Origin of the sequence: Bernardetia aquimarina (assembly GCF_042180575.1) — a bacterium.
Taxonomy (GTDB): Bacteria; Bacteroidota; Bacteroidia; order Cytophagales; family Bernardetiaceae; genus Bernardetia.
Genome location: NZ_CP170094.1, coordinates 3,591,879 through 3,618,056, shown reverse-complemented (window position 1 = coordinate 3,618,056; position 26,178 = coordinate 3,591,879). Strand labels below are relative to the sequence as shown.

Here is a 26,178-nt window from a genome sequence, read left to right as displayed (position 1 = left end):
GTTCCATAATAAAGCTATTTTTGTGAAACTAATAATAACTTTATTTTTTATAAAAAACATGGAAAAAATTATAATTACTCTTTTCTTCACAATTTCATTTTGCTTTTTTACTAACGCACAAGTAGATAAAGTTAGAGAAGACTTAAATCAAATTATAAGCGATATATCTACTGATTATGCTTATTTAGATGAAAAAAGTATAGACTTAGAGTGTATCAAGAAATTTTACAACAAACAAATTGATAGTAGTAAAAACAGAACAGATATCGTTTTATTATTTGAAAATCTTTTAAACGAATTTTATGATAGTCATCTTATTCTGAATACCAATACAAATTCATCTTTTCGTTTGTATTCGCCTATTTATGCTACTTTTGAAAAGGAAAAAGCAGTTATTACAAGTGTATGGCAAACTGAATTAGAAAGCTTAGAAAGTAATATCATTGGTGCTGAAATACAGAAAATTAATGGAATAAATATAAAAGAAAACATCGAAAATTTTCCTACACATTGTCAAGATAAAAATTTGCCTCAAGTAAGAGAATGGATACTTAATAAACTATTAGCTGGGCAATATGATAAGTCTAGAATACTTACTCTAAAAACAAAAGATAATGCTGTAATAGAACTTGACTTAGATAAACTCAAATTGAAACAATATGAAGAGTTAGTAATTAGTAAAAAAGTAGATAATATTGGAATTATAGAAATACATAATTCACTTGGTAACAATAATCTTATTTCCAAACTTGATAGTGTATTGAATGACTTGATGGATACAGAAGGATTGATAATTGATTTGAGAAATACAGTAGATGGGGGAAATTCCTATGTAGCTCGTGCAATCATGGGACGGTTTATTAATGAATCTTTGCCATATCAAGTTCATACAGTAGAAGAACAATACGATGATAGTCCAAAAGTTGATAGAAAATGGATAGAATATGTAAACCCTAGAGCAGAGCAGTATAAAAAACCTTTAGTCATTTTGGTTGGTAGATGGACAGGTAGTATGGGGGAAGGCATTGCCATTGGTTTTGATGCTATGAAACGAGGAAAAGTTGTAGGCTCAGAAATGGAACGTTTAGCAGGAGAAATGTATTATTTTCCTTTCAAAAATCAAAGTTTTGGATATAGGGTGTCTGTGGCAAAACTATTTCATGTAAACGGCATACCAAGAGAAAAATATATCCCTAAATATTATATAAAACAAACTACGACACAACAAGATGAAGTCCTACAAAAAGGAATAAGTTTGATTAAAAATTATAAAGAAAACGAATAATACAACTTAAAATAAGTGAAAAGAGGCTTTCTAAACCTGCTTAAAAAGCCTTTTATATTGATAATGAATGTTTTAGGTCGTACCTTTGCAAAAAATTAAGGAGGTAAAGCTAATTTGTTGATTTACAAAATGATAACAAACAAATTTACTCACAATTTATTTCTTCTGTAAAGTAAAAAAGTAACTTACTCTTTAGAGTGAGAAAAAAGTACCGAATGCTTTTGCTTTCGGACAAACTATAAAATAGATATTATATTTTTGCCTTTGTTGGTGTTTTAGCGAAACGACATCGACAAAATCACATACATTTTGTTCCTCTATGAACTTACTGATTGGTCAGATAGGACATTTATTTGTCATCATTTCTTTTGTTTCTTCGATTGTGGCTGCAATTGCTTATTATTTTGCAAGCCAAAATACTGATTTAACTTCTCCTCAAAAACTCCAAGAAACTAATTCTTGGAAAAAAATGGCTCGCCTTGCTTTTGGTGTGCATGCATTTTCTGTAATTGGTGTAGTGGTGGTTCTTTTTTCGATTATTTACAATCATCAATACGAATATCATTATGCGTGGAGTCACTCTTCGAATAATTTGCCATATTATTATATGATTTCCTGTTTTTGGGAAGGACAAGAAGGAAGTTTCTTGCTTTGGATTTTTTGGCATGTCTGTATTGGTGCTGTGATTATTTTGCGTTCAATTTTTGTCAAGCACAAAAAAGATAATACGTGGGAAGCTCCTGTAATGATGGTTTTTGCTGCTGTACAGGCATTTTTGGCTTCTATGATTTTGGGTGTAATTGTGCCTTTTGCAGAACTTAAAATTGGTAGTTCGCCTTTTATTTTGCTTCGTGATGCAATGGATGCGCCTATTTTTCAATCTCAGCCAGATTATATTCCTGTCGATGGAACAGGTCTAAATCCACTTTTACAAAATTATTGGATGGTTATTCATCCTCCTACATTATTTTTGGGTTTTGCGCTTTGTCTTGTTCCTTTTGCTTTTGTGATTGCAGGATTATGGAAAAAAGAAACTACCAAATGGCTCAAACCTACTTTTGCTTGGTCGTTATTAGCTGCTGCTGTGTTGGGAATAGGAATTGTAATGGGTGCTTATTGGGCGTATGAAACACTTAATTTTGGTGGCTATTGGAATTGGGACCCTGTTGAAAACGCTGTTTTTATTCCTTGGCTTGTTCTGATTGCAGGAATACATGCTATGACAATGCAACAAAAACGACCTTCGATGGCAAAACTTTCTGCTATCTTGATGCTTTCCGTTTTTCTTTTGATTTTATATTCTACCTTTCTTACTCGTAGTGGAATTTTGGGAGATAGTTCAGTTCACTCTTTTACCGATTTAGGACTTTCGGGACAGTTACTTATTTATCTTTTGTTCTTTACTGTTGGAGCAAAAATTTTATTCTTTATGAATTGGAATAATTTTCCTAAATCAAAAGCAGAATCTAGTTTTTATTCAGGTGAATTTTGGGTTACGCTTGGTGTTGTCGTTTTAGGACTTTCAGCATTACAAGTTTTAGTTCCTACTTCTATTCCCGTTTATAATGCTATTTTAGATGCTTTAGGAATTGATTCGAATGTAGCTCCTCCAGCCGACCCAGAAAGTTTTTATACAAAATGGCAGCTTTGGTTTAGTGTCGGAATTGCTTTTTTATCAGCAACAGGACAAATATTTTGGTGGAAAAGAATTGAAAAATCAAACATCAAAGATAATTTTGTTATTCCTTTGGTCTTGACAGCTATTATTACTACCATTATTATTGCAGTTGCTCAAATAAAATTAACTTTACCATCGCAAGAAGAAACAACCTTTTATTCTATTGTTCTTGCAGTTATTAAAGCAAAAGAAATAGGGTATGTAGTTTTGGTTCTGACAGCTACTTATGCGCTTGTCAGTAATGGAATTTCTATTGCAAGAACCATTAAATTAAATCCAAAATTGGCAGGTGGTGCATTGGCTCATATTGGCGTTGCGCTTATGTTTTTTGGTATTTTGTCTTCTTCGGGATATGATGAAATTGTATCGATGAATATGTCAGGACTTTTGTATAATAAAGAATTTTCTGATGAAGTAAATAGAGAAAATGTTTTGCTTTTCCGTAGTCAGCCTACCAAAATGAGCAAATATACAGTTACTTACAAAGGGCAATATTGGGATTCTCCGAATTTCTCTCATTATGTAAACAAAGAAGACGTAAAAGGAACAGCCTACGCTCACAAAGTAGTCGCTCAAAAAGATTTGATTCATAACGACAAAGTAGAAGTAAAAGCAGGCGATACACTTCGAATTTTTGAAGAAAACACCTACTACAAAATTGATTATGTAGATACGCTTACAAAAGAAATGTTTACACTTTTTCCTCGTGTACAACAGAACCCTCAAATGGGTTTTGTGGTAAGTCCAGATATTTCACAGGGTATAAAAAGCGACCTTTATACGCATTTGAGTAGTCTTCCAGACCCAGCCGAAGAGCGTACATGGAGCAAACCAGAACAGAAAACTCTTTCTCCTTTAGATACTTTTATTGTCAATGATTTTGTGGCAGTTTTGGATGGTGTGCATCGTGGAAAACCGTTGGCAGATGAAGATTATATGATTTATGCCGAAATCAGAATTTTGGATAGAGAAGAAACTTATACTGCAAAACCTATTTTTCAGATAAAAGGAAATGAAGTGCGTGGAGTTCCCGAAATTATAGAATCAGCAGGAGTAGAGTTTACGATGATGAATATTGACCCAAAAACAGAAGAGTTTACATTCAATATCCGAACTACACAGCGTGATTGGATAATCATGAAAGCCTTAGAAAAACCGTATATTAGTTTACTTTGGCTAGGTGTAAATGTAATGACTTTGGGTATTTTGGTGGCAATGTGGAGAAGATATACAGAAGCTAAAAAAGTAATGACTTCTAAAAAATCAAATTCAAAAAAGCCAAAAAATGAAGTTGAATTGGTTTAAAAATTAGGTGCTTTAATAGTTATTGAGAATAAAAAATGAAGTCGTCATTGAGGTTCAAACCTTAATGGCGACTTTTCCATTCTTGTTTAGCTTCTTTGCTCAAAAGTAGCATTGCAAAACTAAAACACAATAAGAATAAACTCAAGATTACTACAGTTATAGAACCAATTATATATATTTTATCTGTTGTAATAGTAAGGGGTTCTGTAATCAATAAAGCAATAAAGATTCCCACCAAACCTGTACCTACAAGCAGACTTACCACTGAAAAAATCCAACTTCCTACTTTAGGAAATAGCCACAAGATAATACCAATTATTAAAAAGAAACAAGGAATAGAAATGCTCCAAGTAGGTACTCCCACAACTAATAAAGAAGGAAAAAGAAAAATAGAAAACACAACAGAACAAATAGAAACAATACGATTTGGCTTCCAAAAAATAGATAAATTCGTCTCTTCTTGAATTTCTAAAAAATCCGAATCTAAAGAATCATTATATTCTATAACTGTATTTTTTCGAATCTGTGTTATTTTCGAAAAAGCCAAAAGAAAAAAACAAATTGCAGGAGGAATGGTGGGAACGGTTATAACTAGCAACTCTTCTGATGTTGATTTAGCAATGCTAAAAAGAGCAATAAGTCCTATCAAAAAACACAATGAAACTAAATAACTAAGTAATTTAGAAAAACGCACAAAAGTAGTCTGCCAGCTCAAAGAAGCACAAAAAGAAAGAAAACTCAAACAGATGAGTAATAGAAAAAAAACAAATTGCCTCTTTTGGTAAAGCTCAATAGGAGAAAAATCTACTTCAGAAAAGAATAAGAAAAAAAGACTAAAACAAAACATCGCCACCGATAAATGTAATAGAGAAATAGAAATACGTATAGATGTATTAATGAGCATAGCTTTAAGAAAAATTATATAAAAAAAGCATTCTATTCTAAAGATAAGAATAAAATGCTTTTTTGCTGTTACTCATTCTTCAAAATAAGTAATTCTGAATTGATTATGTCAGAAAAATTCGTATATTTGCATCGCACACGATTTAATCGCAAAAAATAAAAACTCAAACGACTTAAAAATTCATAAAATGAAAACATCAACGGTACAAAATGTATTTAGAATCTTGTTAGCTTTATTTATGTTCTATGCAGGGGTTAGTCATCTTACTTTTAATAGAATTGATTTTCAGGCGCAAGTTCCTGATTGGATTCCTTTTTTTAGTAAAGACTTAGTTGTTATTCTGTCAGGAATTGTAGAAATAAGTTTAGCTCTTGGATTGGCTTTTTGGAAATCTAAACGAATTGAGTTTGGCTGGGCATTGGCAATCTTTTTTATCTTGATTTTCCCTGGAAATATTTCGCAATACTTGGAAGGAAGAGATGCTTTTGGCGCATTAAATTCGGATAAAGCAAGATTAATACGACTGTTTTTTCAACCTGTTTTGATAGCTTGGGCATTGTGGTCTAGTGGAGCTTGGCAAAACTGGAGAACAAAACAAAAGCAGAAAAACGAAGAGAACAAGAATTAAGAAAAAATAAAAGCAATGGAAGATTCAAAACTAAAACTAAACAATCAAATCTGTTTTCCTTTATACTCTGTTTCTCGTCTTATCACAAAGGCATACAAACCTTTTTTGGATAAAATAGGAATTACCTACCCTCAATATTTAGTATTGATTGTACTTTGGGAAAACGATACACTTACCGTAAATCAGATTACAGAAAAATTACTTCTCAATACAAATACACTTTCTCCAATGCTCAAACGTATGGAAAAAATGGAAATAATTGAGCGTAATCGTTCGAAAGAAGATGAAAGAAGTGTAATTATAAAACTGACAGAAAAAGGAAAAGAAATGAAAAAACAAGCCTCCTGCATTCCAGAAGAGCTTTCAAAAGTACTCATCACTGAAAATATAGAAATTTCAGATATTCAGAACTTAAAAAATGTTTTGAATGAATGGATAAACGTTTTATCAGAAAACAAAGACTAATTTATACTAAAACTCAATTAAAAACAACCAAAAATGGAATTATTAGACAGACTCAACTGGCGATATGCTGCCAAAGCAATGAATGGCGAAAAAGTAGCACAAGAAAAAATCGATAATATTATCGAAGCAATTTCTCTTGCGCCTACTTCAAGTGGATTACAACCTTTTGAGGTTTTTGTTGTTACAAATCAAGAAATTAAAGACAAAATCAAACCTATTGCTTGGAATCAATCTGTCGTTTCAGACTGTTCACATTTGTTTGTTTTTGCAGCTTGGGATACTTATACGGCTGACAGAATCAATAAAGCATTTGATTTGGTAAACGAAGTTCGTGGTTTCAAAAATGAAGGCTGGGAAAACTACCGTCAAATGTTATTGGGCAGTTATCCACAAAAAGATGCAGAAGAAAATTTTCAACATGCAGCCAGACAAGCCTATATTGCTTTTACAGAAGCCCTAACAGCGTGTGCTTTCGAAGAAGTAGATTGTACTCCAATGGAAGGCTTTGACCCAAATGCAGTAGATGAAATTTTAGGATTGAAAGACAAAGGACTTAGAAGTTGTGTTCTTCTTCCAGTAGGTTACAGAAAAACTGAAAATGACTGGTTGGTAAACTTAAAGAAAGTAAGAAAAAGCAAAGAAGATTTGGTTACTTTAGTTGACTAAACTTTTTATCATTTCATAAAAGTAAAAGGTCTTAACATCTCGTTATGACCTTTTTTATGTTTGAGGGATCAGACAGGTTTTGATAACATCTAAATAATTTTGTTCAATTAATACAGCTAAAAACGTATTTAATTCTAAATTTACATTATTCAACCTATTAGAAAAGACTAACTTCTAACCATTTATTCCAAAATAATGAAAACAATAAGAACTAATTCTGAAAACAACGATTTTATTGATTTAGTAAAACTACTTGATGCTGATTTGGCTCAAAGAGATGGAGATGAACATTTTTTTTATGCTCAGTTTAATAAAATAGATAAAATAAAGTACGTTATTATAGCTTATGAAAATGATGTTCCTTTAGGATGTGGAGCAATAAAAGAACTTAATAGCCATACAATGGAAGTCAAAAGAATGTACACTTTATCTCAAAGTCGTGGCAAAGGCATTGCTTCCAAAATTCTTTCAGAACTAGAAAAATGGGCAAAAGAATTATCTTATCAAAAATGTGTCTTAGAAACAGGAGTCAAACAATCTGAAGCCATAGCACTTTACAAAAAAAGTGGTTATAATATAATTCCAAATTATGGACAATATATTGGAGTGAAAAACAGTAGGTGTTTTGAAAAGACAATTTAGGTTTTATAGGTAATGCAATACAGATAAAAGATGCTCTCCCCCTTTTGTGTTTAAGTATTTTGATTCTTATCTTGTAAAGTGCTTTTTTATTACAAATACTTAACTCAATTATTTATGAAAAATCTACTTTATGTATTGCTCCTGTTTGTATTTATTTCTTGCAATGGAAATTCAGAAACCCAAACAGTTGAATCTTCTGATATAAAAGAAAATATTACTTCATCAGAAACAATTACAGAAAATACCCCAACGGATACAAATCAAGAAACACAGGCAGTCCAATCAAAAGAATTAAAAACAGTTGAAGATATTAGAGAAGAATATCAAACTATACAATCCAAAATAACTAAGGGAAAAATGGATTCGTCTTCTTTTAGATACCAATGTGATGGAGGAGGAGGACAAATCGTTTATTTTTCAGAAAATAAAGAACTTCGAAAAATAACATATAGTAGTGGATACGAACATGGAGGAGTTATAAAAGAATATTTTCTGAAAGACAATACTCCTTTTTTTGTATTTCATGATGCTTCTACATGGACTTTTGATGTAGGTTCAAAACAAGAAAATGCAACTAGAGATGATATGACAGAAAAACGTTTTTATATCATTGATAATCAACTCATAAAGTGTCTTGAAAAAGAGTTTACCATTCATTCGTCTATCAAAAATAACCCTACTTCTGCAACAGTTGCAAATAAAGAAGTTACTTGTTCTGATTTGACCGAATTATTGAAAGATTATGAATTAGTTTTGAAATATAAAAATCAAACAGCAGATATGGAGTGTTTAGAATAAAAAAAATCTTATCCCTATTTTGAGGTAAATTCCAAACAGCCTGTAAATTCAAAAATGAGTTACTTTCAGAATGTATAGGAAAATATCTTTTAAACTATTTTGGTTTTATTTCTATTTTTTTGCTTTTACACGAAACAGAAAAAACACTATAAAATACAATTTTTCAACTTTTTTTTAAAAAAAACTCATAAAAGCATATTCAAGCGTTACAACCTCTAGTTTTTTTTAAAAAAACTTAGCTTTTTAGATTAAAAACAAGGTTTTTTAGACTAAAAAAGTTTTTTTGGTGAAAATATTGTGATATTTAATATTGATAAAGTTAAGTTTTACTTTATTAAATTCAAAAAACACATAATTGAATAGTTATATCAATCACAACCTAGCACCATGAAAAATTTTATCAATTTGTTTAAAGCATTTTTTGTTGCTTTATCACTTCTACTACTAATTCCTTCTGTTCAAGCACAAACAGATACACGTTTTTGGTTTGCAGCTCCTGATATTACTACCGACCATGGTGATGCTCCTATTCGTATTGTAGTATCTGCTTTTGATGTACCAGCTATCGTTACAGTTACTCAACCAGCTAATTTAGCCTTTCCTACCTACATTGTAAATGTACCTGCTAATACATCTGAAATAATCAATATAGAACCAGATAGAGCATTAATAGAAACTCCTTATGATACTCCAACTCCTGCTACTCCTGAAGTTAGTACCACAGGCTTGTTAGTAGAATCTACTGCCAAAATTACAGCTTATTATGAAGTAAACAGAAGTAACAATCCTGATATTTTTGCACTCAAAGGAAATAATGGTTTAGGAAATGATTTTTATGTCCCCTTTCAAAATACATGGGATCACCGAACAGGTTATACACCACAAGGAAGAAGTGGTTTTTTAGTTGTTGCAACCGAAGACAATACTACTGTTACAATTACTCCCACTCGTGCATTAGAAGGAGGACAGGCTGCAAATGTTCCTTTTGTAGTGATACTTAACAGAGGAGAGACGTATGTAGGTTCTGTGAATGAACCTTTAGCAACTGGATTTCCTTCAGGTTCACGCATTCAATCTGATAAAGTGGTAGCTGTTACAAAATTTAGTGATTCTATATTTACTGGTGAGGGAGGATGCCATGATTTAGCAGGTGATCAACTTGTTCCTATTGATGTAATTGGAACAGACTATGTCGTATTAAGAGGACGTTTAGGCATTGGCAGTGGTACTCCTGCAGGAAATCCTGAATTAGTGGTAGTTACAGCTACACAAAATGCAACAAACGTTTCTATTGATGGAGTATTTATAACCACTCTTAATGCAGGAGAAACTTATACTCATACTTTACCCACAGCAGGTCAGCAGATTTTTGTGCAAACAAGTTTACCTTCTTATGTAGGACATTATGCTGGATATGGATGTGAGGTAGGTTTTGCTCTGTTGCCTCCTGTATCATGTACAGGTTCTCTCACAACACGTATAGTACGTTCAGATGGAGGTGGAGATTTTACTATCAACTTAATGACAAGAGGAAGACCAGTAGGAGGAGCATTTGATTATACAGATGATTTTACTATTAATGTAACCATAGGAGGTGTAACTACTGCTTTACCTACCCCTATATCTGCTAATTTTACACAAGTAGGAGGAAGTGATTATTATGGAGGACAATTTACTTATAATAATACAGATGTTCCAGCAGGAGCTGTTATAGAGGTAACCAATGCTAACGGACTTTTTCATCTAGGGTTTGTAAATGGAGGTGCTGGCACAGGAACTCGTTATGGGTATTTTTCTGATTTCAGAGCTTTAGATTTAGGAGAAGATGTAAATATAAATTATGGTACAAATACTACTGTTGTTGCAGATATTGACGCTACTACCTTTGAATGGTTTGTAGATGGAGCATCTGTACAAAATGGTGCAAGTAATAGTTATACAGTTACTAATATTCAACGCCGACAGACAGTAAGAGTAGAAGCAACAGTAGGGGATTGTATTATTAGTGATGAGATTTGTGTGGGTACAAATGAATATGTGTGGGATGGAAGTTTTCCTGGTGGAATTTCCAATGAACTAAATTGGAGTAAACCTTGTGGAGCGATAGGCATACCAGATTGCAGTATTGATATTATTATTCCTCCAACTCCCATCGCAAGTTCGGCACTAAATGTCGAAAATGGTGAAACATTAATTGTTCGCAATATTACTATACTAGATGGTGGAAATCTAAATGTAGCTACTGGAGGACAAGTAAATGTTTGTGGAAATATGATTCATGATGGTAATCTAAGTATGCAAATTAATTCTGATTTCAGATTTGTAGGAACTGGAAGACAAGATTATTCAAAAGCAGCTACTGGAAATGGAGAATTTGAAAATTTATTTATCGATAATACAATAGGAACTTCTACATTCAATAATATTGCTGGTGTTACTGTGCTTTCTTCTAGTAATCAAGATTTGACCATAAGTGCAACAGGAACACTAAATTTTGTACAAGGTTATATTGTCCCCGAAGGATTTCCTACTGCTAATGGAATAGATATTTCTCGCTCTGTTATTATAAACAACCCCAACCCAAATGCAATAACTGGATTTACAACTACTGCCACAGGTACTACTCTTCCAACTGATTATTTTGTAGCAGGAAACTTAAATAGAGCCAAAAACCCAACAGGTAATTATTCTTTTCCTGTTGGATTGGTCTTGCAAGAATCCTCTACTATTTTACCAGAGCCTAATAAAGATGGTGCAATGACTGCTGCATTTGAGAATAGTGATTGGCAGTTAGCTGCTTATGGAGGAGTAACTTGTAACCCAAATCCAAATGGAGTTCTAACAATGACAGCCAATAACAAATATGTTGATTTTGGAGCTAATACAGGGAATATAGGAATAGCTGGTAATAATTCTCGTACAGTAGAAATATGGGCAAATATTACAGACTTTAATGGTGCTGGTTTATTTCAGTTTGGTAATAGTACTGGAACTAATAATTCTCAAGACTTTGCCTTGGTAACAGGTACAACTGATAACTCTTGGTTTATACGCCTCAATAATGGATTTGATTTAGAACTTATAAATCTACCAAACAGTATAAATAACTGGCATCATTATGCTCTTACTTATGATGAAACAAACCAACAAGTAACTTTTTATTATGATGGATTACGCATCCGTACTTATGATTTGCCTGCTCCTTTAAATACAGTATTATCAAATGGCTATGTTGGAAGATGGAGTGGAAATGGGGGGGCTTCTACAAGAGGACAAGTCGATGAATTAAAGGTTTGGGGTGAAACACGCACAGAAGCACAAATACAAGCCTCTTTTGCTGAAGGTTGTGCAGCAAATGCTTTACAATGTCCACAGGCAGACAATCTTAGAGCCTATTACGACTTTAATGATGCTAGACCTCCTTTTGGAAACCCAAATACTAGAATTATACAATCACGTACCATACAATGTCCAGTTCCAACATTTACTTATCAACGAGCTGATGTTAATTTTAATGCAGCTAATACAGTAGATAATGTTACAGCTTCTTTTAAACAATTTGTTAGTGTGCCACCAGCAACAGGACAAACTAATATTTGTGCTGCTGACTTTGACACTGATCCTGCTTTGGACAATGGTTTTTGGAATTTTTCATCTTTTGATGCTACTAACAATCCTGTTCCAGTAAATGCAGCTTATCAGATGTATTTATTTAATAGAGATTATGGAAATGATGCAGGAGGTTCTACTACTGTAATGCAGTTAGACGAAAGTGAAAACCCGTATGGACTTACTCCTCCTTGGACTATTCCTGATGGATTTTGTATAACTAATACTCCCCAGTTCACAGGAAGAGGAGGGTTTACAGGAAATATGGGATTCTTTGCAACAGCTCAGTCTCAAGATATTACACTACTTCCTATCGAACTTCTATTTATCTCAGCTAAAGCTAAAGAAAATGCTATTTTAGTAGAATGGGCAACTCTACAAGAAAAAGATAATTATGGTTTTGAAGTCTTTAGAGCTGAAGAAGATGGCAAATTTGTCAAAATTGGTTTCATAAAAAGTAAAAAACAAGGACAAACAAGACAAGATTATAGTTTGTTAGATGTAGAAGTAAGACCAAATGTAACTTATTACTATAAACTAAAACAGATAGATAATAATGGTAAGTTTGCTTTTACAAAAATAGTTTCTGCTAAACTTTCTGCTATTGATTTTACAGAAGAACAAACTAATACACTTTTTCCTAATCCTACAGATGATGAATTTACGCTTTATTTAGGAGGAAAAGAGTTTGTAAGAGGAATGGAATTAGAAATTACTTTGGTAAATGCCATTGGAGAAATATTAGAACACAGAACTGTCGATACATCAATAGGTAATTATTTCACTTTCCAAATGGCAAAATATCCAAATGGATTATATTTCTTGAAAATTGTTGGACAAACTTCTTCTACAATTATGAAAGTAGTGAAGGAGTAAAATCAATTTAGATTTTTTACACCAAAAATGTCAGTTTTATGATACAGAGTTTTAAAAACTTAAATTCTAAACTGACATTTTTATTATTACTGTAATTGAGAAAACTTTTTCTATTTTTTTCAAAATAATATTCTGTTTCTTACTCTAAATAGTGAGCTATATGGAAGAATGAGTTACATTTTTATAAATTTCTAATGTTTTCTTTGCTGTATGTTCTTTTGTAAAATTTTGAAGATGAAGAATGGCATTTTCTATTAGTTTATTTCTTAGCTCATCATCATTCAAAACTTTTTCTACATTTTCAGCCAAAGAAGCAGAATCTTTGATTTTTGAAAGCAAACCTGTCTGATTATTAATTACAGATTCTGGAATTCCTCCTGCTGCCGTGGCTACCACAGGAACTTTACTTGCAAAAGCATCTAAAATACTTGTGCCTAACCCTTCTGTTTGGCTTGTAAAAAGAAAAATATCAAGTTCTTTCAAAATAATAGGAATATCATTTCTAAAACCTGTCAGTATAAAATAATCTTTTATTTCTTGGTTTTGATTGAGCCAGTCTTGAATTTCATTTTCCGAACCATCTTCTTTTCCAATTAATAAAAAACGTACTTTTTTATTACTTTCTTCTAACCTTGAAATCAAAATCTTTGCAGTTTCCAAAAAAGTAATATAATCTTTGTGAGGTGCAAGAGCTGCTACATTTCCTATCAAAACAATATCTTTTTCTAAATGATATTCTTGTCTTAAAATGAATGTTTCTTTATCTATTTCTCTAAATTTATTGAGGTCAATTCCACTATGAACCGTAACCAGTTTTGATTTGTCTTTGATAGATGGCGCAGTAATTTCTTTTATTTTATCCGAAACACAGACTATTTTTTTGATAGAAGAATGATTGTATTTGTACTTTGAAAAGAAATTATTTTTGACAGGAAAATCAACCCTTCTACTCAAAATAAATTTTGTTTTATTTTGAAAAAAAACGGCTGACAAAACGGCTATTGTATGTGCATGTGCATCGTGCAAATGAACAATATCTACTTTACTTTCTCTACAAAAAAAAGCTAAAAACTTTGCTTGTCCAAATTTTGAACTTCCTTCTAATTTTTTCACTTCCAAATCAGTAGTTGTATTTTTTTGATTATATTTTGAAATAAAATCAGATAGAGAAGAATTTTGAGGAGTTAAAACGGTTTGTTTAATCTTTTGCTTATCTAATTCAGTAGCTAAATAAGCAATTTGTTGTTCGCCTCCTCGCCAATTTTTGGGAGTAGAAAGATGAGCAATATGAAAATCCATTGACAAAATGATTAATATTTTATTCTCAAAACATAGAAGTGTTTAAGAATGTACATTTTTCCTTAGGTTTGCAAGCCCAATTCTAAGGAAAAATAACCCAGCCTTTATTGGTGTTTTAGCGTAGCGACACCAACAAAAATACACACAAAACTCATTCTTAAACAACTTCATAGTAAAATTATGAAACAAAGGTAAGTGATTTATTTATATCATTCTTTCATATAACTCCAAATACTGACGAGCAACTGTTTTTGGATTGAATCTTTTTATATTTTTTTGTCCATATTTGATGAGTTCATTTCTATAATTTTCTTCATTCATAATCTTCAAAATGCCTTCTTTTATTTCTTGTACAGAATATGGATTTACCAAACAAGCATTTTTTCCTGCCACCCAAGGCATAGAAGAAATATTACTTGTAACGACTGGTTTTTGTAAAGTCTGTGCTTCTATAATTGGCATTCCAAACCCCTCAATCGTAGAAACAAAGGAAACCAAATCACAATTTTTGTATGCCAAAATGAGTTCTTCAAAACTTACTTTGTCTTTGTGTTTGTAATCAATCTTAAATTTTTTGAGCAGTTTAAAATGATATTCTGAAAGTGGAGCTATGATATGAAGTTGGCAGTTAATACCTTCTAAAGATTCAAAAAGACGTTCTAAATTTTTATTGAAAGCTGCTCCTAATTGTAAAATAGTCGGTTTTTCTGAATTAAATTTCTTAGGAATATAATCTTGAGAGGCTTCTGCAAATTTGGGAGAAATAGTTGTCGGAATAACAATTATTTTATCAGGATTGCAATTTGTATGTTTTACAATTTCATTTTTTGTGGCTTCCGAAACGGCTGTAACAAACCTAGACTGCTTTACAGGAATATCTAACCAAAAAGTTTTTAGAAATTTCTTTTTTAGTTTGTCTTTTATAGAATCAGAATTTTGTTCTAAAAAAGCACAATCATGAATAGTCAAAACTGTTTTTTTAGGATTTAACCCCATTGTCAGAAAATGCACATCTCCTGTAATATGATTAATATCACTTTTTAGTTTTTGAGTTTGTCTTTTTGCATCACGAATATTTTTGATACGTGGCAAAATTCCATCACTAAAAAAAGGCGATTGATAAACAATAGGCTCTATTTTACTTGAAATGGAAGGTAAATAAGAACGAATATCTTCAAAATAAGATTCGATACTAAAATTTCCAAACTGACGAGGTTTTCGATGTAAATAAACGACTTTCAAAATTTATTTTATTTATTCCTTACCTCAACGACGGTCTTGACCTCGTTGACGGTTGAAAGGTGGCTTAAATGAACCGTCGTTGAACCTCAAATGAAGTCATCAACGAGGATTAAATAAGATAATTAAACCAAATTAGAATTTAAAGAAGAAATAATTGAAGTTGGAGAAGCCGAAATTTGATGTTCTTGTAACCAATTTTCTAGCACTACCAAATTCCAAACTCTTGCCCACGAAACTCTAGGGTCATTCTCTAAAAACTGTTTCCAAACTTTCATAATACCTTCTTCATTAAACTCTGGACGACTAGCTAAAGATTGAATTCTTTCATCACAAAAATCAAAAAGTTCGTTTTTGAGCCAAATTTGCCAAGGAAGAGTAAAACCCATTTTCTGACGATTGACAATTTCAGAAGGAAGTAAATCGCCTACCGAATCAACCAATAATTTTTTTGGAGAATGAGGAAATTTGAATGAATCTGGAACTTGAAGAACATATTCAATCAATTTATGGTCTAAAAAAGGAACACGAACTTCTAGTGTATGTGCCATACTCATTTGGTCAGAATCACGCAAAAGGATATTTTGTAAATAGGTAAAAAGTTCGGCTACCGAAATTTGAGATAAAAAAGGAAGTTTTTTAAAATCTTTTTGTCTTGCTAAACTTTTGAAAGCCGAACGCACTCTATTTTCAGTCAATTCATCTTTTCGTAAAAATGATTTTATACGTTCATCCAAAAATACTTGTCGTATTAAAGGATAGGTATAATCTAATTTCCAATCTTTTTGAGAAAGCAAACCAAAAAGTTTGTCAGAAGCTACTGAAGGACGGTATTTTTGTCGTAACCTTCCTACATGAGACTTCAAAAAAACAGGTAGTTTTCCTATCCATTTATTATTATTGAGCTTATTGAGCATCATAAAAAGTTCATAACCAGCAAAAAGCTCATCTCCTCCTAAGCCCGACAGAGCCATATCAATTCCTTTTTCTTTAGTTACTTTCGAAACGATATAGGTATTTATTCCATCTCCACTAGGGTGATCCATAGCTGAAAGAGCTTTTGGAATAATATCTAAAAAATCTTTTGGTTTCAGACGAATATCATGGTGTTCTGTATCAAAACGGTTTGCAATCAAACGAGCATATTTGGCTTCACTAAACTCACTCTCATCAAAAGAAACACAAAATGTTTTCACTTTTTGATTAGACATTCGGCTCATCAGTCCAACCACAATACTAGAATCTATTCCACCAGAAAGAAAAGCTCCAAAAGGAACATCAGCCACCAAACGCTTTTCGACGGCTTCATTTAATCTTTCATAAATATCTTTTTTGATTTGTTTGTAGTTTGTGGCTATTGTTTGCTCGGTATGATGAGCTTGCCAATAGCACTTCTCTATCCATTCGGTTTCAGAAATTTCCACATAATGAGCAGGCAAAAGCATACAAACATTCTCAATCATGGTGCGTGGAGCATGTACAGTTTGATAACGCAAAAAATCTTCTAAACCATGATGATCCAAATTTTTGGGAATATATCCCGAAGCCAAAAGTGAACGCATTTCAGATGAAAAAATATATTTATTCTCATCTCTATAATAATATAATGGCTTTATGCCAAGTCTATCTCTTACTAAAAATATTTTTTTTTCTAAATTATCCCAAATAGCGAAGGCAAACATACCTTCAAGTTTTTTGACACACGCTATTCCCCATTGGGCAAAAGCAGCCAAAATTACTTCCGAATCTGAATCTGATTTAAAAGGATAATCAAGCTGTTTTTTGAGTGCTTTGTAATTATAAATTTCACCATTAAAAACCATTACATAACGTCCGTCATGGGAATGCATAGGTTGATGTCCTGCATTCGAAAGGTCAATAATAGAAAGCCGTCTGTGTCCTAATGTTACACTATTTGTAGTTTCATCTTTCCAAATTCCTTCATCGTTTCGTCCTCGGTGTGCCATGGCTTTATTCATAGCAGCCACTCTGTGCATATTATTTTGTAACGAAAAATCTATAATTCCATTGATTCCACACATAAATTAGTCTTAATTATTTTTTTAATAAAGTAGAATAGAAGTGTTATTTCTTAGCTTTTAATAACTCTTCAATTTTAATATCTACAATAATTCTAAACCAAAAACCTTGTAGAAAGTGAAAAATCCGTCCCTCTTTTCCATCTAAAAAACCTAATTGAAAGAAGAAGCGATAGATAAAATAAATACAAGGTCGCCAATAAAGAGGGAGTTTCCACCAAATATTCTTTAAAAATGCAATTCTTTCATCAGGGTTGCCAGAAAGTTTGCGTGTAGTGTGTTGTGAACGCAACTTTTGAATTCGTTCTACCTCTTCTTGTGCTACAAGATTACTATATTTATTGTGTTTATCAAGCCAAAAAGAAATATCATTTTCCTTCGTATTTTCTTCAATTAAGAAACCTTTTTTCCAAATTTGAGTTTTACCTTCAATGACAAAACGATGATCCATATTTTCGTTAAGGTCAGAATGCCCATATCCTTTTCGAAACATTTTTAATAAATACTTCGGAAAATAGCCACCATGTTTTATCCAACGTCCTCTAAAATAATTTTTTCTATTAAAATAGATTCCATTTACTTCTTTAGAAACGGCATTTTCATCGAATAATGCTAATTTTTTTTGTAACTCTAATGTTACTATTTGGTCTGCATCCAATCCAATAATCCATTCTGTTTGAATATCAAAATTATTCAGAGCAAAATCCCATTGTTTTGGATGATTTTCAAACTTATTATATAAAACTTTGGCTTGATAGGCTTCTGCAATAGATAAAGTAGCATCTGTACTACCTGAATCTAATATAAAAATAGGTGCATCCAAATCTTTAATTGATTCTAATAAGCGAGGTAGGTGTACTTCTTCATTAAAAGTAAGAATAATAAACGAAAAATAAGGCATAAAATAGAGCAATTACAATTCAAACTAGAATGAGTAAAAGTACAAAAACACGGAAACCATAAAAACGATAGTGTAAATATAATTACAAAAGTATAATTTTTTTTTGACTTTGCAGTAATTAATAAGTATTCGTATCTTTCTATCTCGTACCAAGTTATTTTTTCAAACTTAGATGAACCTTTTCAAATTAATTCTTTCTAGCCTTTTTATTTTTACTTTTAGTTTTGCTTTTTCTCAAAGAGAGCAGATAGAAAAAGTAAATATAGCTCCTTCTTTCGATACAAATCCAAAGGCTGTTTTTGATATTAAAAATGAAAAAGTAACTCATGATAGTTTGCTCAACGATGCTTTTGTCTATGTAGATTGTACTCAAAAAAAGAATTTTCAGAATATTGTTGAGTTACAAAATGAATTTATAAAATATTCAGATACAGTAAGTTGGAATTCTAATTGTATTTATTGGGTCAAAATTACAATCAATAATACACTTCCACACGAACACGAATGGGTGTTGAATCTAGGAAAAGATTTGAACTTAGTAGATGTTTTTGATCCTCTGCCTGCACTTAATCAATATGCTCACAAACGCAATGGTATCTTTGTTTCTCCGTCTGAGAGAAATATTGATGAAATAGTTTCTCAAACTAAAGTAAGGGTCAGTTTCCTTCCAAAGTCTCAAAAAACAATATTTATTCGCTATCAAAATATTAATAATCGCCCAATAAAAGCTGATTTGAAATTGATAAAGAAAGATAAATTCGAACAAGATGTAAAATACCGTAATCTTTCTCAAGGTATTTTTCAAGGTCTGATTTGGATAATGGTTTTCTACAATTTTTTGATTTTTATTCTCAATAGAGAAAAGGTTTATCTTTATTATTCTTTGTATCTACTCGGAACTGGATTATTTCTGATGGTCATGAGTAGCTTGGCATTAGATGGAATAAATGGAGAAATGTTTCATTATATATGGTATTTTGCAGGACTTTGTGTGGCTTTTTATTTCTTGTTTATGCGTTCTTTTCTAAGAACAGACGAGCTTTTTCCTAAATTAGATAAAGCAATTAAAGTAGCTATTTATATTCAATTCATCGTTGTTGCTTTTGTGATGTTGTATCACTTTACGAAAGATATAAAATTGATTGCCATTCTTTATTTTCTTTCCATTGGTCTGCAAGCCTTATTTATTTTAATTCTTTTAGTATGGTTATTAATTATTCTAAATACTAAAAAGATGAAAGGTAAGATTAATAAAAAATTGATGTATTTTTTCATTGCTGGCTCGTTTGCACTCATTGCAGGAGCTGCTTCTGGAAATATAATGAACTTTTTAGACCTTGTACCAAGAACAGTTGGAGGAGCATTTGTACAAGTCGGAATTGTAGCCGAAATACTTCTTTTTTCAATGGGTTTGGGATATAGAATGAAGCTTAATGAAAAAGAAAAGCAGAATGTACAGGAAAAACTCATTATTCAACTTCAAGAAAACGAAACACTTCAGCGCACTCTAAATCAAGAACTTGAAGAAAAAGTAATCGAACGAACACAAGAAATAGAACAACAAAAAGAACAAATCAATAAGAAAAATCATCAGCTTGAAGAAACAAATAAAAAAATGACAGACAGCATTACGTATGCTGCACGAATACAAAGTGCTATTCTAGGAGATATAAATCAATTAGAAGAAGAATTAGGAAATGCTTTTATACTTTTTCGTCCTCGTGATATTGTAAGTGGAGATTTTTATTGGCTCAAAAAAATAGAAATAGAAGAAAAAAGTTATAAAATATTTGTTGTGGCAGACTGTACAGGACATGGAGTTCCAGGGGCATTTATGACAGTTATGGGAGTGGATTCTTTAGAAGAAATAGTTGGACATGAAAAAACATGGCAACCTCATGAAATTCTCTACAAATTAGATAAACGAATTACAGCAGCTACCACACAACGCCAAAGTACAGGAAGACAAATTCGTGATGGGATGGACATCGTAATTTTGGTGTTTGAAGAAGGAACAAATACAGCTTACTTTGCAGGAGCAAAAAACCCTCTTTTTCATATACGAGGAAACGAACATTTACTTACAAAAGGCTCTACTTCTGCGATTGGAGGAAGTACTAGAAAAGCCAAATCATTTTCTATGCACGAAATTACTTATCAAAAAGGAGATGTGTTTTATCTTTATTCTGATGGTTTTCAAGACCAGTTTGGAGGAAAAGATGGAATGAAATATATGAGTAAAATCTTTAGAGAAAAGTTAGTAGAAATTTCCAATTTCCCAATGAACACACAAAAAGAAATTTTAGATAAAGAATTTGTAGAATGGAAAGGAACACAGTCACAAACTGATGACGTGATTTTGGCAGGAATAAGAATGTAGCAGTTTCTATTAGATGAAAAAATAGAACTTGATAAGAATAACATTATTTCAAGACTATATATACCTTTACATAAAAAAACTCCTTCCGATTGAAAGGAGTTTTTTCTGTCCACTTACTTACTTTACTACTTAACTATTAGAAAACCTAGCTGAATAACTTAAAAGGTAAGTCGTTACAAAAAATTGATAGATTGCTCTATCACAAACGCCTTGTTATTCTTCTACTAATTTTCTTTTTCTGCTGCTTCAAAAAGTAAAAATTCTGTCAAAAGTTTTAGACAATTATCATTAATCTAATAACTATAAATTATCAATCAGAATTTTTGTGAAGCCAAGTTCTTGTTTTCTAATCTTTTATTAGAAATACGTCAAACATATATCAATCTATTTGCCAGTTTTGTGTTTTTCTAAAAAATAACACCAAATCGCTGTTTTTAGCTCAAAAAACCACTTTTTATTTTTTAAACGTATTTCTACACTATCTTTATTTTTTCATTTTGAAAGGGTATGTTTTTCATTTTGAAAAATTGCACTATTTATATTTATTTGATTACAAAAATAAAATTTATTTTAGATTAAAGCAAAAAAATAGTCTGTTAATTATTCTATTATTTCCTTCTTCGCATTCTTAAAGGTAACATTCAAAATCACTCCCAAAAGCATCAGACCAATTCCTATAGAAACATAAATATTAAACATCTCGTGAAAGAATAAAAACCCAAAACCAAGGGCATAAACAATTCCTGTATAACTCACACTAGCAACTCGTGCAGCTTCTTCAATTTGGTAGGCTTTTGTCATATATAACTGTGCAATTTGTGTCAAAACTCCAATCAAAAGCAAGTATAACCAATCCCAACCGACAGGCATTGTCCATTCATAAAAAATACAATACAGACTTGCAATAGGCAGCGTAACCAATGGAAAATAAAGAATTACCATAAGAGGATGTTCTGAGGTTTTGAGTTTTCGGATGCAATTATAGGCACAGCCAGCAAGAAAAGCTGATACAATTCCCATGACAAAATAAACCGTATCGACACGCTCATCAAAGCCTTTTACCATCGTTACTCCCACAAACGAAATCAAAAAAAATAGCCATTGCAGAAGCACCAAACGCTCACCCAAAATAAGCCAAGCAATAATTGCCGTAAAAATGGGAGCTAAATAATGCAGCGTAATTGCAGAAGCAAGAGGGATATTTTGAATCGTGGTAAAAAACAGAAAAAGAGACATTCCACCAAAAAGCCCACGCAGAAAAAGTACTTTTTTATTTGTTCCTAAGTCTTTTACTTTTTGCATTTTCAGACCGACCACACAAATAACAAAAGAAACCAAAGAACGAAAAAGAATAATTTCCATCGCAGGAATATGAGGCAACATTTTTACTATCAAATTCATTGTAGCAAATAATAATACAGCAAAAAGCATATACAAAATACCTTTTGTAACTCCGATTTTGGCAAGGAAATCATTGATTTTAGAAGGAGAAACGGAAGAGGAAGGAGTAGAATTTTCCAAAGAATATAGTTTTAATAAAAGTTCTGTACAGATTTTCCACAAAGGTAAGCAAGGCAAAATGAAGCAGAGCTATAAATAACTAAAATTAAGTATATTGTAGTGTGTAGCTCAAAGACTTGTCTTTAAATTATCAGAGAAGGCATATTTTTTTTCTATCTTAAAACCTATTTACTTTACAGGCGTTTATCCTTTATCAACTATTGTCAGAGTTATTTTTTTTACCAAAAAAACTACTTACAAAGTTTCAATTCAAGCAAAAAAACTTTGACAGTCCTTGTAAGGCTGTCAATAGTTTGAAAACAAAGAGACAAAACCGTTTCTTTGTTATTTCTATTCGAAAAAATTGTATCACAGACTTCCTAGTCTGTGCAAAAATATAATCCTAATTCACAGACTGGGAAGTCTGTGGTACTCTATTCTAAGATGAACCAGCTAGAAACGAACGAGCAAACAGAAGAAAAAATATTAAAACTCTCTCCTAGGGATTTTGTCAAAAAATATCAAAAGGATGGTATCATTCAGACCATTTCCTCAAAATTAGAAAACGAAAAAAACAAAACTGATTCGGTTCGTTTTCATTTGAAAGGACTTATGGGAAGTCAGGATGCTATTGTTTTGGCTGCTATTTATCGTTCGAATCCTGCACTTTCTCATTTTGTGGTGATGGACGATGCCGAAGAAGCTGCTTATTTTTATAATGATATTCAGCATTTTTTGGGAGAAACTTTGTCTAGTTCGAATCCTAATATTTTATTTTTTCCTACTTCGTATAAAAAGCCGTACAAATTTGAAAAGATAGATAACGCTAATATTTTGCAGCGTTCGGAGGTTTTGACAAGGCTCAATAATCATCATTCAGAAGAAAATGGAATTATTATAGTTACTTATCCGTCTGCACTAACCGAAAAGGTAATTAATAAACAGGTTTTGGCTGCCAATACGTTTGTGGTTAAGATTAATGAAATTGTAGAACCCAATTTTGTAATAGAAATATTAAACGAATACGGTTTTAAACGTGAAGAATATGTTTTTGAAGCAGGACAATATTCGGTTAGAGGTGGAATAATTGACGTTTTTTCCTATTCAAATGAATATCCATATCGAATAGAATTTTTTGGAAATGAAGTAGAAAGCATCCGAACTTTCAAACCAACTGACCAACTTTCCATCGAAAAAGTAAATCGTGCTGTTATCGTTCCGAACGTTACCGAAAAAGTACAGAAACAAACAAGAGAGAATTTTTTAGAATTTGTACCTTCAAAAACTCGTCTTTGGCTAAAAGATTATGCACTTACAGTCGATGTAGTAGAAAAATATTTTGAAAGAGCGACAGAAGATTTTGATACAATTTTGCAGGTTTCGAATTATACTCAAATTATTTCTGACCCAGAAGAATTATTTATTACCAAAAAAGAATTCAAAAATCAGATAGAAAAGTTTATTCAAATAGAATTTGGTAGAAAGTTCAGACGAGTTACCGAAAAAACAAAAGACAATCATTCTATTTTCGAATTTGATGCAAAGGCACAACCAACATTCCATAAAAACCTTCAAAATTTAGTTTTTGATATTGAAAGTTATAATCAAAAAGGCTATCAATGTATTATCGCTGCCGATTTGCCAAAACAGATTGATAGAATGCACACTATTTTTGAAGAAAAAGGCGTAGGTGTTCAGTTTTACGGTCTTAATATTGGTTTGCGTGGTGGTTTTATTGACAATAATTTGAATATTGTTTGTTATACTGACCATCAAATTTTTGAGCGTTATCACAGATATAGCACGCAGGAGCGTTTTACAAAATCGAAGGCTCTCACACTTAAAGAACTCAACACACTTCAAGCAGGCGATTATGTTACGCATATTGATTACGGAATTGGTCGTTTTGCAGGTTTGGAAAAATTGGATGTCAATGGAAATGAGCAAGAAGCCGTTCGTTTGATTTATAGAGATAATGACGTTTTGTATGTCAGTGTGCATTCATTACACAAAATTTCGAAGCATTCTAGTCAAGATGGAAGTTCGATGTCGCTTAGTAAACTCGGTTCGCAAGATTGGAACAATAAGAAAAAACGAGTAAAAAAGCATTTAAAAGATATTGGTACAGAATTAATAGCCTTGTATGCCAAACGCCAAACTGCGACAGGTTTTGCTTATCCAAAAGATAATTATATGCAAGCCGAAGTCGAATCTTCGTTTTTTTATCAAGATACACCAGACCAAGCCACAGCAACCAATGACGTAAAAGAAGACATGGAAAAACCTGTTCCGATGGATAGATTGGTTTGTGGAGATGTTGGTTTTGGTAAAACAGAAATTGCCGTTCGTGCTGCTTTTAAAGCCGTTTCGAATGGAAAACAAGTTGCTGTTTTAGTTCCTACGACGGTTTTGGCAGCGCAACATCATCGTACTTTTAGTGAGCGTCTTTCAAATTTTGGTGTAAATGTAGATTTTGTCAATCGTTTCAGAACGGCAAAAGATGTACGAGAAATTTTAAAGAAATTAGAAGAAGGACAAATTGATATTTTGGTAGGAACGCACAAAATTGTCAGTCAAAAAGTAAAATTTAAAGATTTGGGTCTTTTTATTATTGATGAAGAACAAAAATTTGGTGTCAAGACAAAAGACAAAATAAAGGAAATGCGTGTCAATGTAGATTGTCTTACTCTGACAGCAACGCCAATTCCTAGAACGCTGCAATTTTCACTTTTGGGAGCTAGAGATTTGTCGGTTATGCACACGCCACCACCGAATCGCCAGCCTGTAACTACGGAAGTGCATAGTTTTAATGAAGCCTTGGTTAGAGATGCCATCAGTTTGGAACTTCGCAGAGGTGGACAAGTATTTTTTGTTCATAACCGAGTGATTGATATTTATGAAGTTGCAGGGATTTTGACTCGTTTAGTTCCTGATGCGAAAGTCGTTGTCGGACATGGTCAAATGAAAAACGACCAGTTGGAAAAAACAATGATGACTTTTATAAATGGCGATGCTGATATTTTGGTTTCGACAAATATCATCGAATCGGGTTTGGATATTCCCAACGCAAATACGATTATTATCAATAATTCTCATTTGATTGGTCTTTCGGATTTGCACCAAATGCGTGGACGTGTGGGGCGTTCCAACAAAAAAGCCTTTTGTTATTTGCTCATTCCTTCGGCTGCCACGTTGCCAGCAGATTCAAGAAAACGTCTGAAAGCCTTAGAAGAATTTAATGAACTTGGCGATGGTTTTAAAATTGCGATGCGTGATTTGGATATTCGTGGTGCAGGAAATCTTTTGGGAGCAGAACAGAGTGGTTTTATCAATGATTTGGGATTAGATACCTATCATAAAATGCTAGAAGAAGCCATTTCAGAACTCAAAGAAGAAGAATTTAAAGAGCTTTTCCAAAACCCAAATGCAAAACCTCAACCTCTAAAAATTACGTGTTCGATAGAAACCGATTTAGAAATTTTGATTCCAGAGAGTTATATTTCCAATATTTCGGAACGCCTTCAACTCTACATTGAAGCCGATAGATTGAAAAATGAAGAGCAGTTAGAAAAATTCAAAGAAACTGTAAAAGACCGTTTCGGAACTCCTCCACCCGATTTTGATAATTTATTACAAGCTGTTCGTCTGCGTTGGATGGCAGAACAAATAGGCTTTGAAAAGCTGATTATCAAAAATGAAAAAATACGAGGTTATTTTATTGCAGGAAGAGAAGATTATTACAAATCGGATGCCTTCGGAAAAGTTTTGACTTACCTTCAAAAACGTCCAGACCGTTGCAAACTCAAAGAAAAAGACAATCGTGTTATTTTTATTATGGAACAAGTCAAAACCCTTGATGGTGTGATGAATGTTTTTAGGGGGATTTTGGAGTAGGGTAGGTTTTTTATTTCTAGTGCAAGGTTTTGCATTTCGCTACATTATTATGCAAGTTTCAATTCCATAA

16 protein-coding genes are annotated in these 26,178 nt (G+C 32.2%); 10 read left to right on the top strand and 6 right to left on the bottom strand.

Annotated features, from left to right (window positions below):
• Nucleotides 1–58 precede the first annotated feature (58 nt).
• Both ACE193_RS15590 and ccsA read left to right on the top strand, forming a co-directional pair.
• Nucleotides 59–1,285 (top strand): S41 family peptidase, encoded by a 1,227-nt coding sequence (locus ACE193_RS15590; RefSeq protein WP_375559149.1) that lies wholly within the window; start codon nt 59–61, stop codon nt 1,283–1,285.
• 319 nt (nt 1,286–1,604) lie between these two features.
• Nucleotides 1,605–4,268 (top strand): cytochrome c biogenesis protein CcsA, encoded by a 2,664-nt coding sequence (gene ccsA, locus ACE193_RS15585; RefSeq protein WP_375559148.1) that lies wholly within the window; start codon nt 1,605–1,607, stop codon nt 4,266–4,268.
• Between the two features lie 61 nt (nt 4,269–4,329).
• Here the strand turns inward: ccsA and ACE193_RS15580 are convergent, their stop codons facing one another.
• A complete protein-coding gene (locus ACE193_RS15580) occupies nt 4,330–5,172 on the bottom strand; it encodes a hypothetical protein (RefSeq protein WP_375559147.1) in 843 nt (280 codons plus the stop codon).
• Between the two features lie 187 nt (nt 5,173–5,359).
• Here ACE193_RS15580 and ACE193_RS15575 point away from each other — a divergent pair, with 187 nt between their 5' ends.
• The 6 genes from ACE193_RS15575 to ACE193_RS15550 all read left to right on the top strand — a co-directional run bounded on the left by ACE193_RS15575 (nt 5,360) and on the right by ACE193_RS15550 (nt 12,856).
• Nucleotides 5,360–5,800 (top strand): hypothetical protein, encoded by a 441-nt coding sequence (locus ACE193_RS15575; RefSeq protein WP_375559146.1) that lies wholly within the window; start codon nt 5,360–5,362, stop codon nt 5,798–5,800.
• Between the two features lie 15 nt (nt 5,801–5,815).
• Nucleotides 5,816–6,265 carry a MarR family winged helix-turn-helix transcriptional regulator gene (locus ACE193_RS15570; RefSeq protein WP_375559145.1) on the top strand — a complete coding sequence of 150 codons (450 nt, stop codon included), beginning with the start codon at nt 5,816–5,818 and terminating at the stop codon, nt 6,263–6,265.
• 33 nt (nt 6,266–6,298) lie between these two features.
• Nucleotides 6,299–6,931, top strand: coding sequence for a nitroreductase family protein (locus ACE193_RS15565; protein WP_375559144.1), 633 nt, complete (start codon nt 6,299–6,301; stop codon nt 6,929–6,931).
• Between the two features lie 195 nt (nt 6,932–7,126).
• Entirely contained in the window at nt 7,127–7,573 is a 447-nt protein-coding gene (locus tag ACE193_RS15560; protein WP_375559143.1) for a GNAT family N-acetyltransferase, read from the top strand.
• 114 nt (nt 7,574–7,687) lie between these two features.
• Complete coding sequence (locus ACE193_RS15555) at nt 7,688–8,371, top strand: hypothetical protein (protein ID WP_375559142.1); 684 nt, start codon at nt 7,688–7,690, stop codon at nt 8,369–8,371.
• Nucleotides 8,372–8,758: 387 nt separating this feature from the next.
• Nucleotides 8,759–12,856, top strand: coding sequence for a LamG-like jellyroll fold domain-containing protein (locus ACE193_RS15550; RefSeq protein ID WP_375559141.1), 4,098 nt, complete (start codon nt 8,759–8,761; stop codon nt 12,854–12,856).
• Between the two features lie 156 nt (nt 12,857–13,012).
• On the opposite strand, the gene ACE193_RS15545 is transcribed toward ACE193_RS15550, so the two are convergent.
• The 4 genes from ACE193_RS15545 to ACE193_RS15530 all read right to left on the bottom strand — a co-directional run bounded on the left by ACE193_RS15545 (nt 13,013) and on the right by ACE193_RS15530 (nt 18,334).
• On the bottom strand, nt 13,013–14,155 hold the full coding sequence (locus tag ACE193_RS15545; RefSeq protein ID WP_375559140.1) for a glycosyltransferase family 4 protein: 1,143 nt from the start codon (nt 14,153–14,155) through the stop codon (nt 13,013–13,015).
• A 204-nt stretch (nt 14,156–14,359) separates the two neighbouring features.
• Nucleotides 14,360–15,397 carry a glycosyltransferase family 4 protein gene (locus ACE193_RS15540; RefSeq protein ID WP_375559139.1) on the bottom strand — a complete coding sequence of 346 codons (1,038 nt, stop codon included), beginning with the start codon at nt 15,395–15,397 and terminating at the stop codon, nt 14,360–14,362.
• A 122-nt stretch (nt 15,398–15,519) separates the two neighbouring features.
• A complete protein-coding gene (gene asnB, locus ACE193_RS15535) occupies nt 15,520–17,436 on the bottom strand; it encodes an asparagine synthase (glutamine-hydrolyzing) (protein WP_375559138.1) in 1,917 nt (638 codons plus the stop codon).
• A gap of 43 nt (nt 17,437–17,479) precedes the next feature.
• Entirely contained in the window at nt 17,480–18,334 is an 855-nt protein-coding gene (locus ACE193_RS15530) for a glycosyltransferase family 2 protein (protein ID WP_375559137.1), read from the bottom strand.
• A gap of 172 nt (nt 18,335–18,506) precedes the next feature.
• Between ACE193_RS15530 and ACE193_RS15525 the strand changes: the two genes are divergently transcribed.
• Entirely contained in the window at nt 18,507–20,714 is a 2,208-nt protein-coding gene (locus tag ACE193_RS15525; protein WP_375559136.1) for a 7TM diverse intracellular signaling domain-containing protein, read from the top strand.
• Between the two features lie 600 nt (nt 20,715–21,314).
• Here ACE193_RS15525 and ACE193_RS15520 read toward each other — a convergent pair.
• Complete coding sequence (locus tag ACE193_RS15520; RefSeq protein WP_375559135.1) at nt 21,315–22,235, bottom strand: DMT family transporter; 921 nt, start codon at nt 22,233–22,235, stop codon at nt 21,315–21,317.
• Nucleotides 22,236–22,658: 423 nt separating this feature from the next.
• On the opposite strand from ACE193_RS15520, the gene mfd reads away from it, so the two are divergent.
• Complete coding sequence (gene mfd / locus ACE193_RS15515) at nt 22,659–26,108, top strand: transcription-repair coupling factor (RefSeq protein WP_375563364.1); 3,450 nt, start codon at nt 22,659–22,661, stop codon at nt 26,106–26,108.
• Nucleotides 26,109–26,178 lie beyond the last annotated feature (70 nt).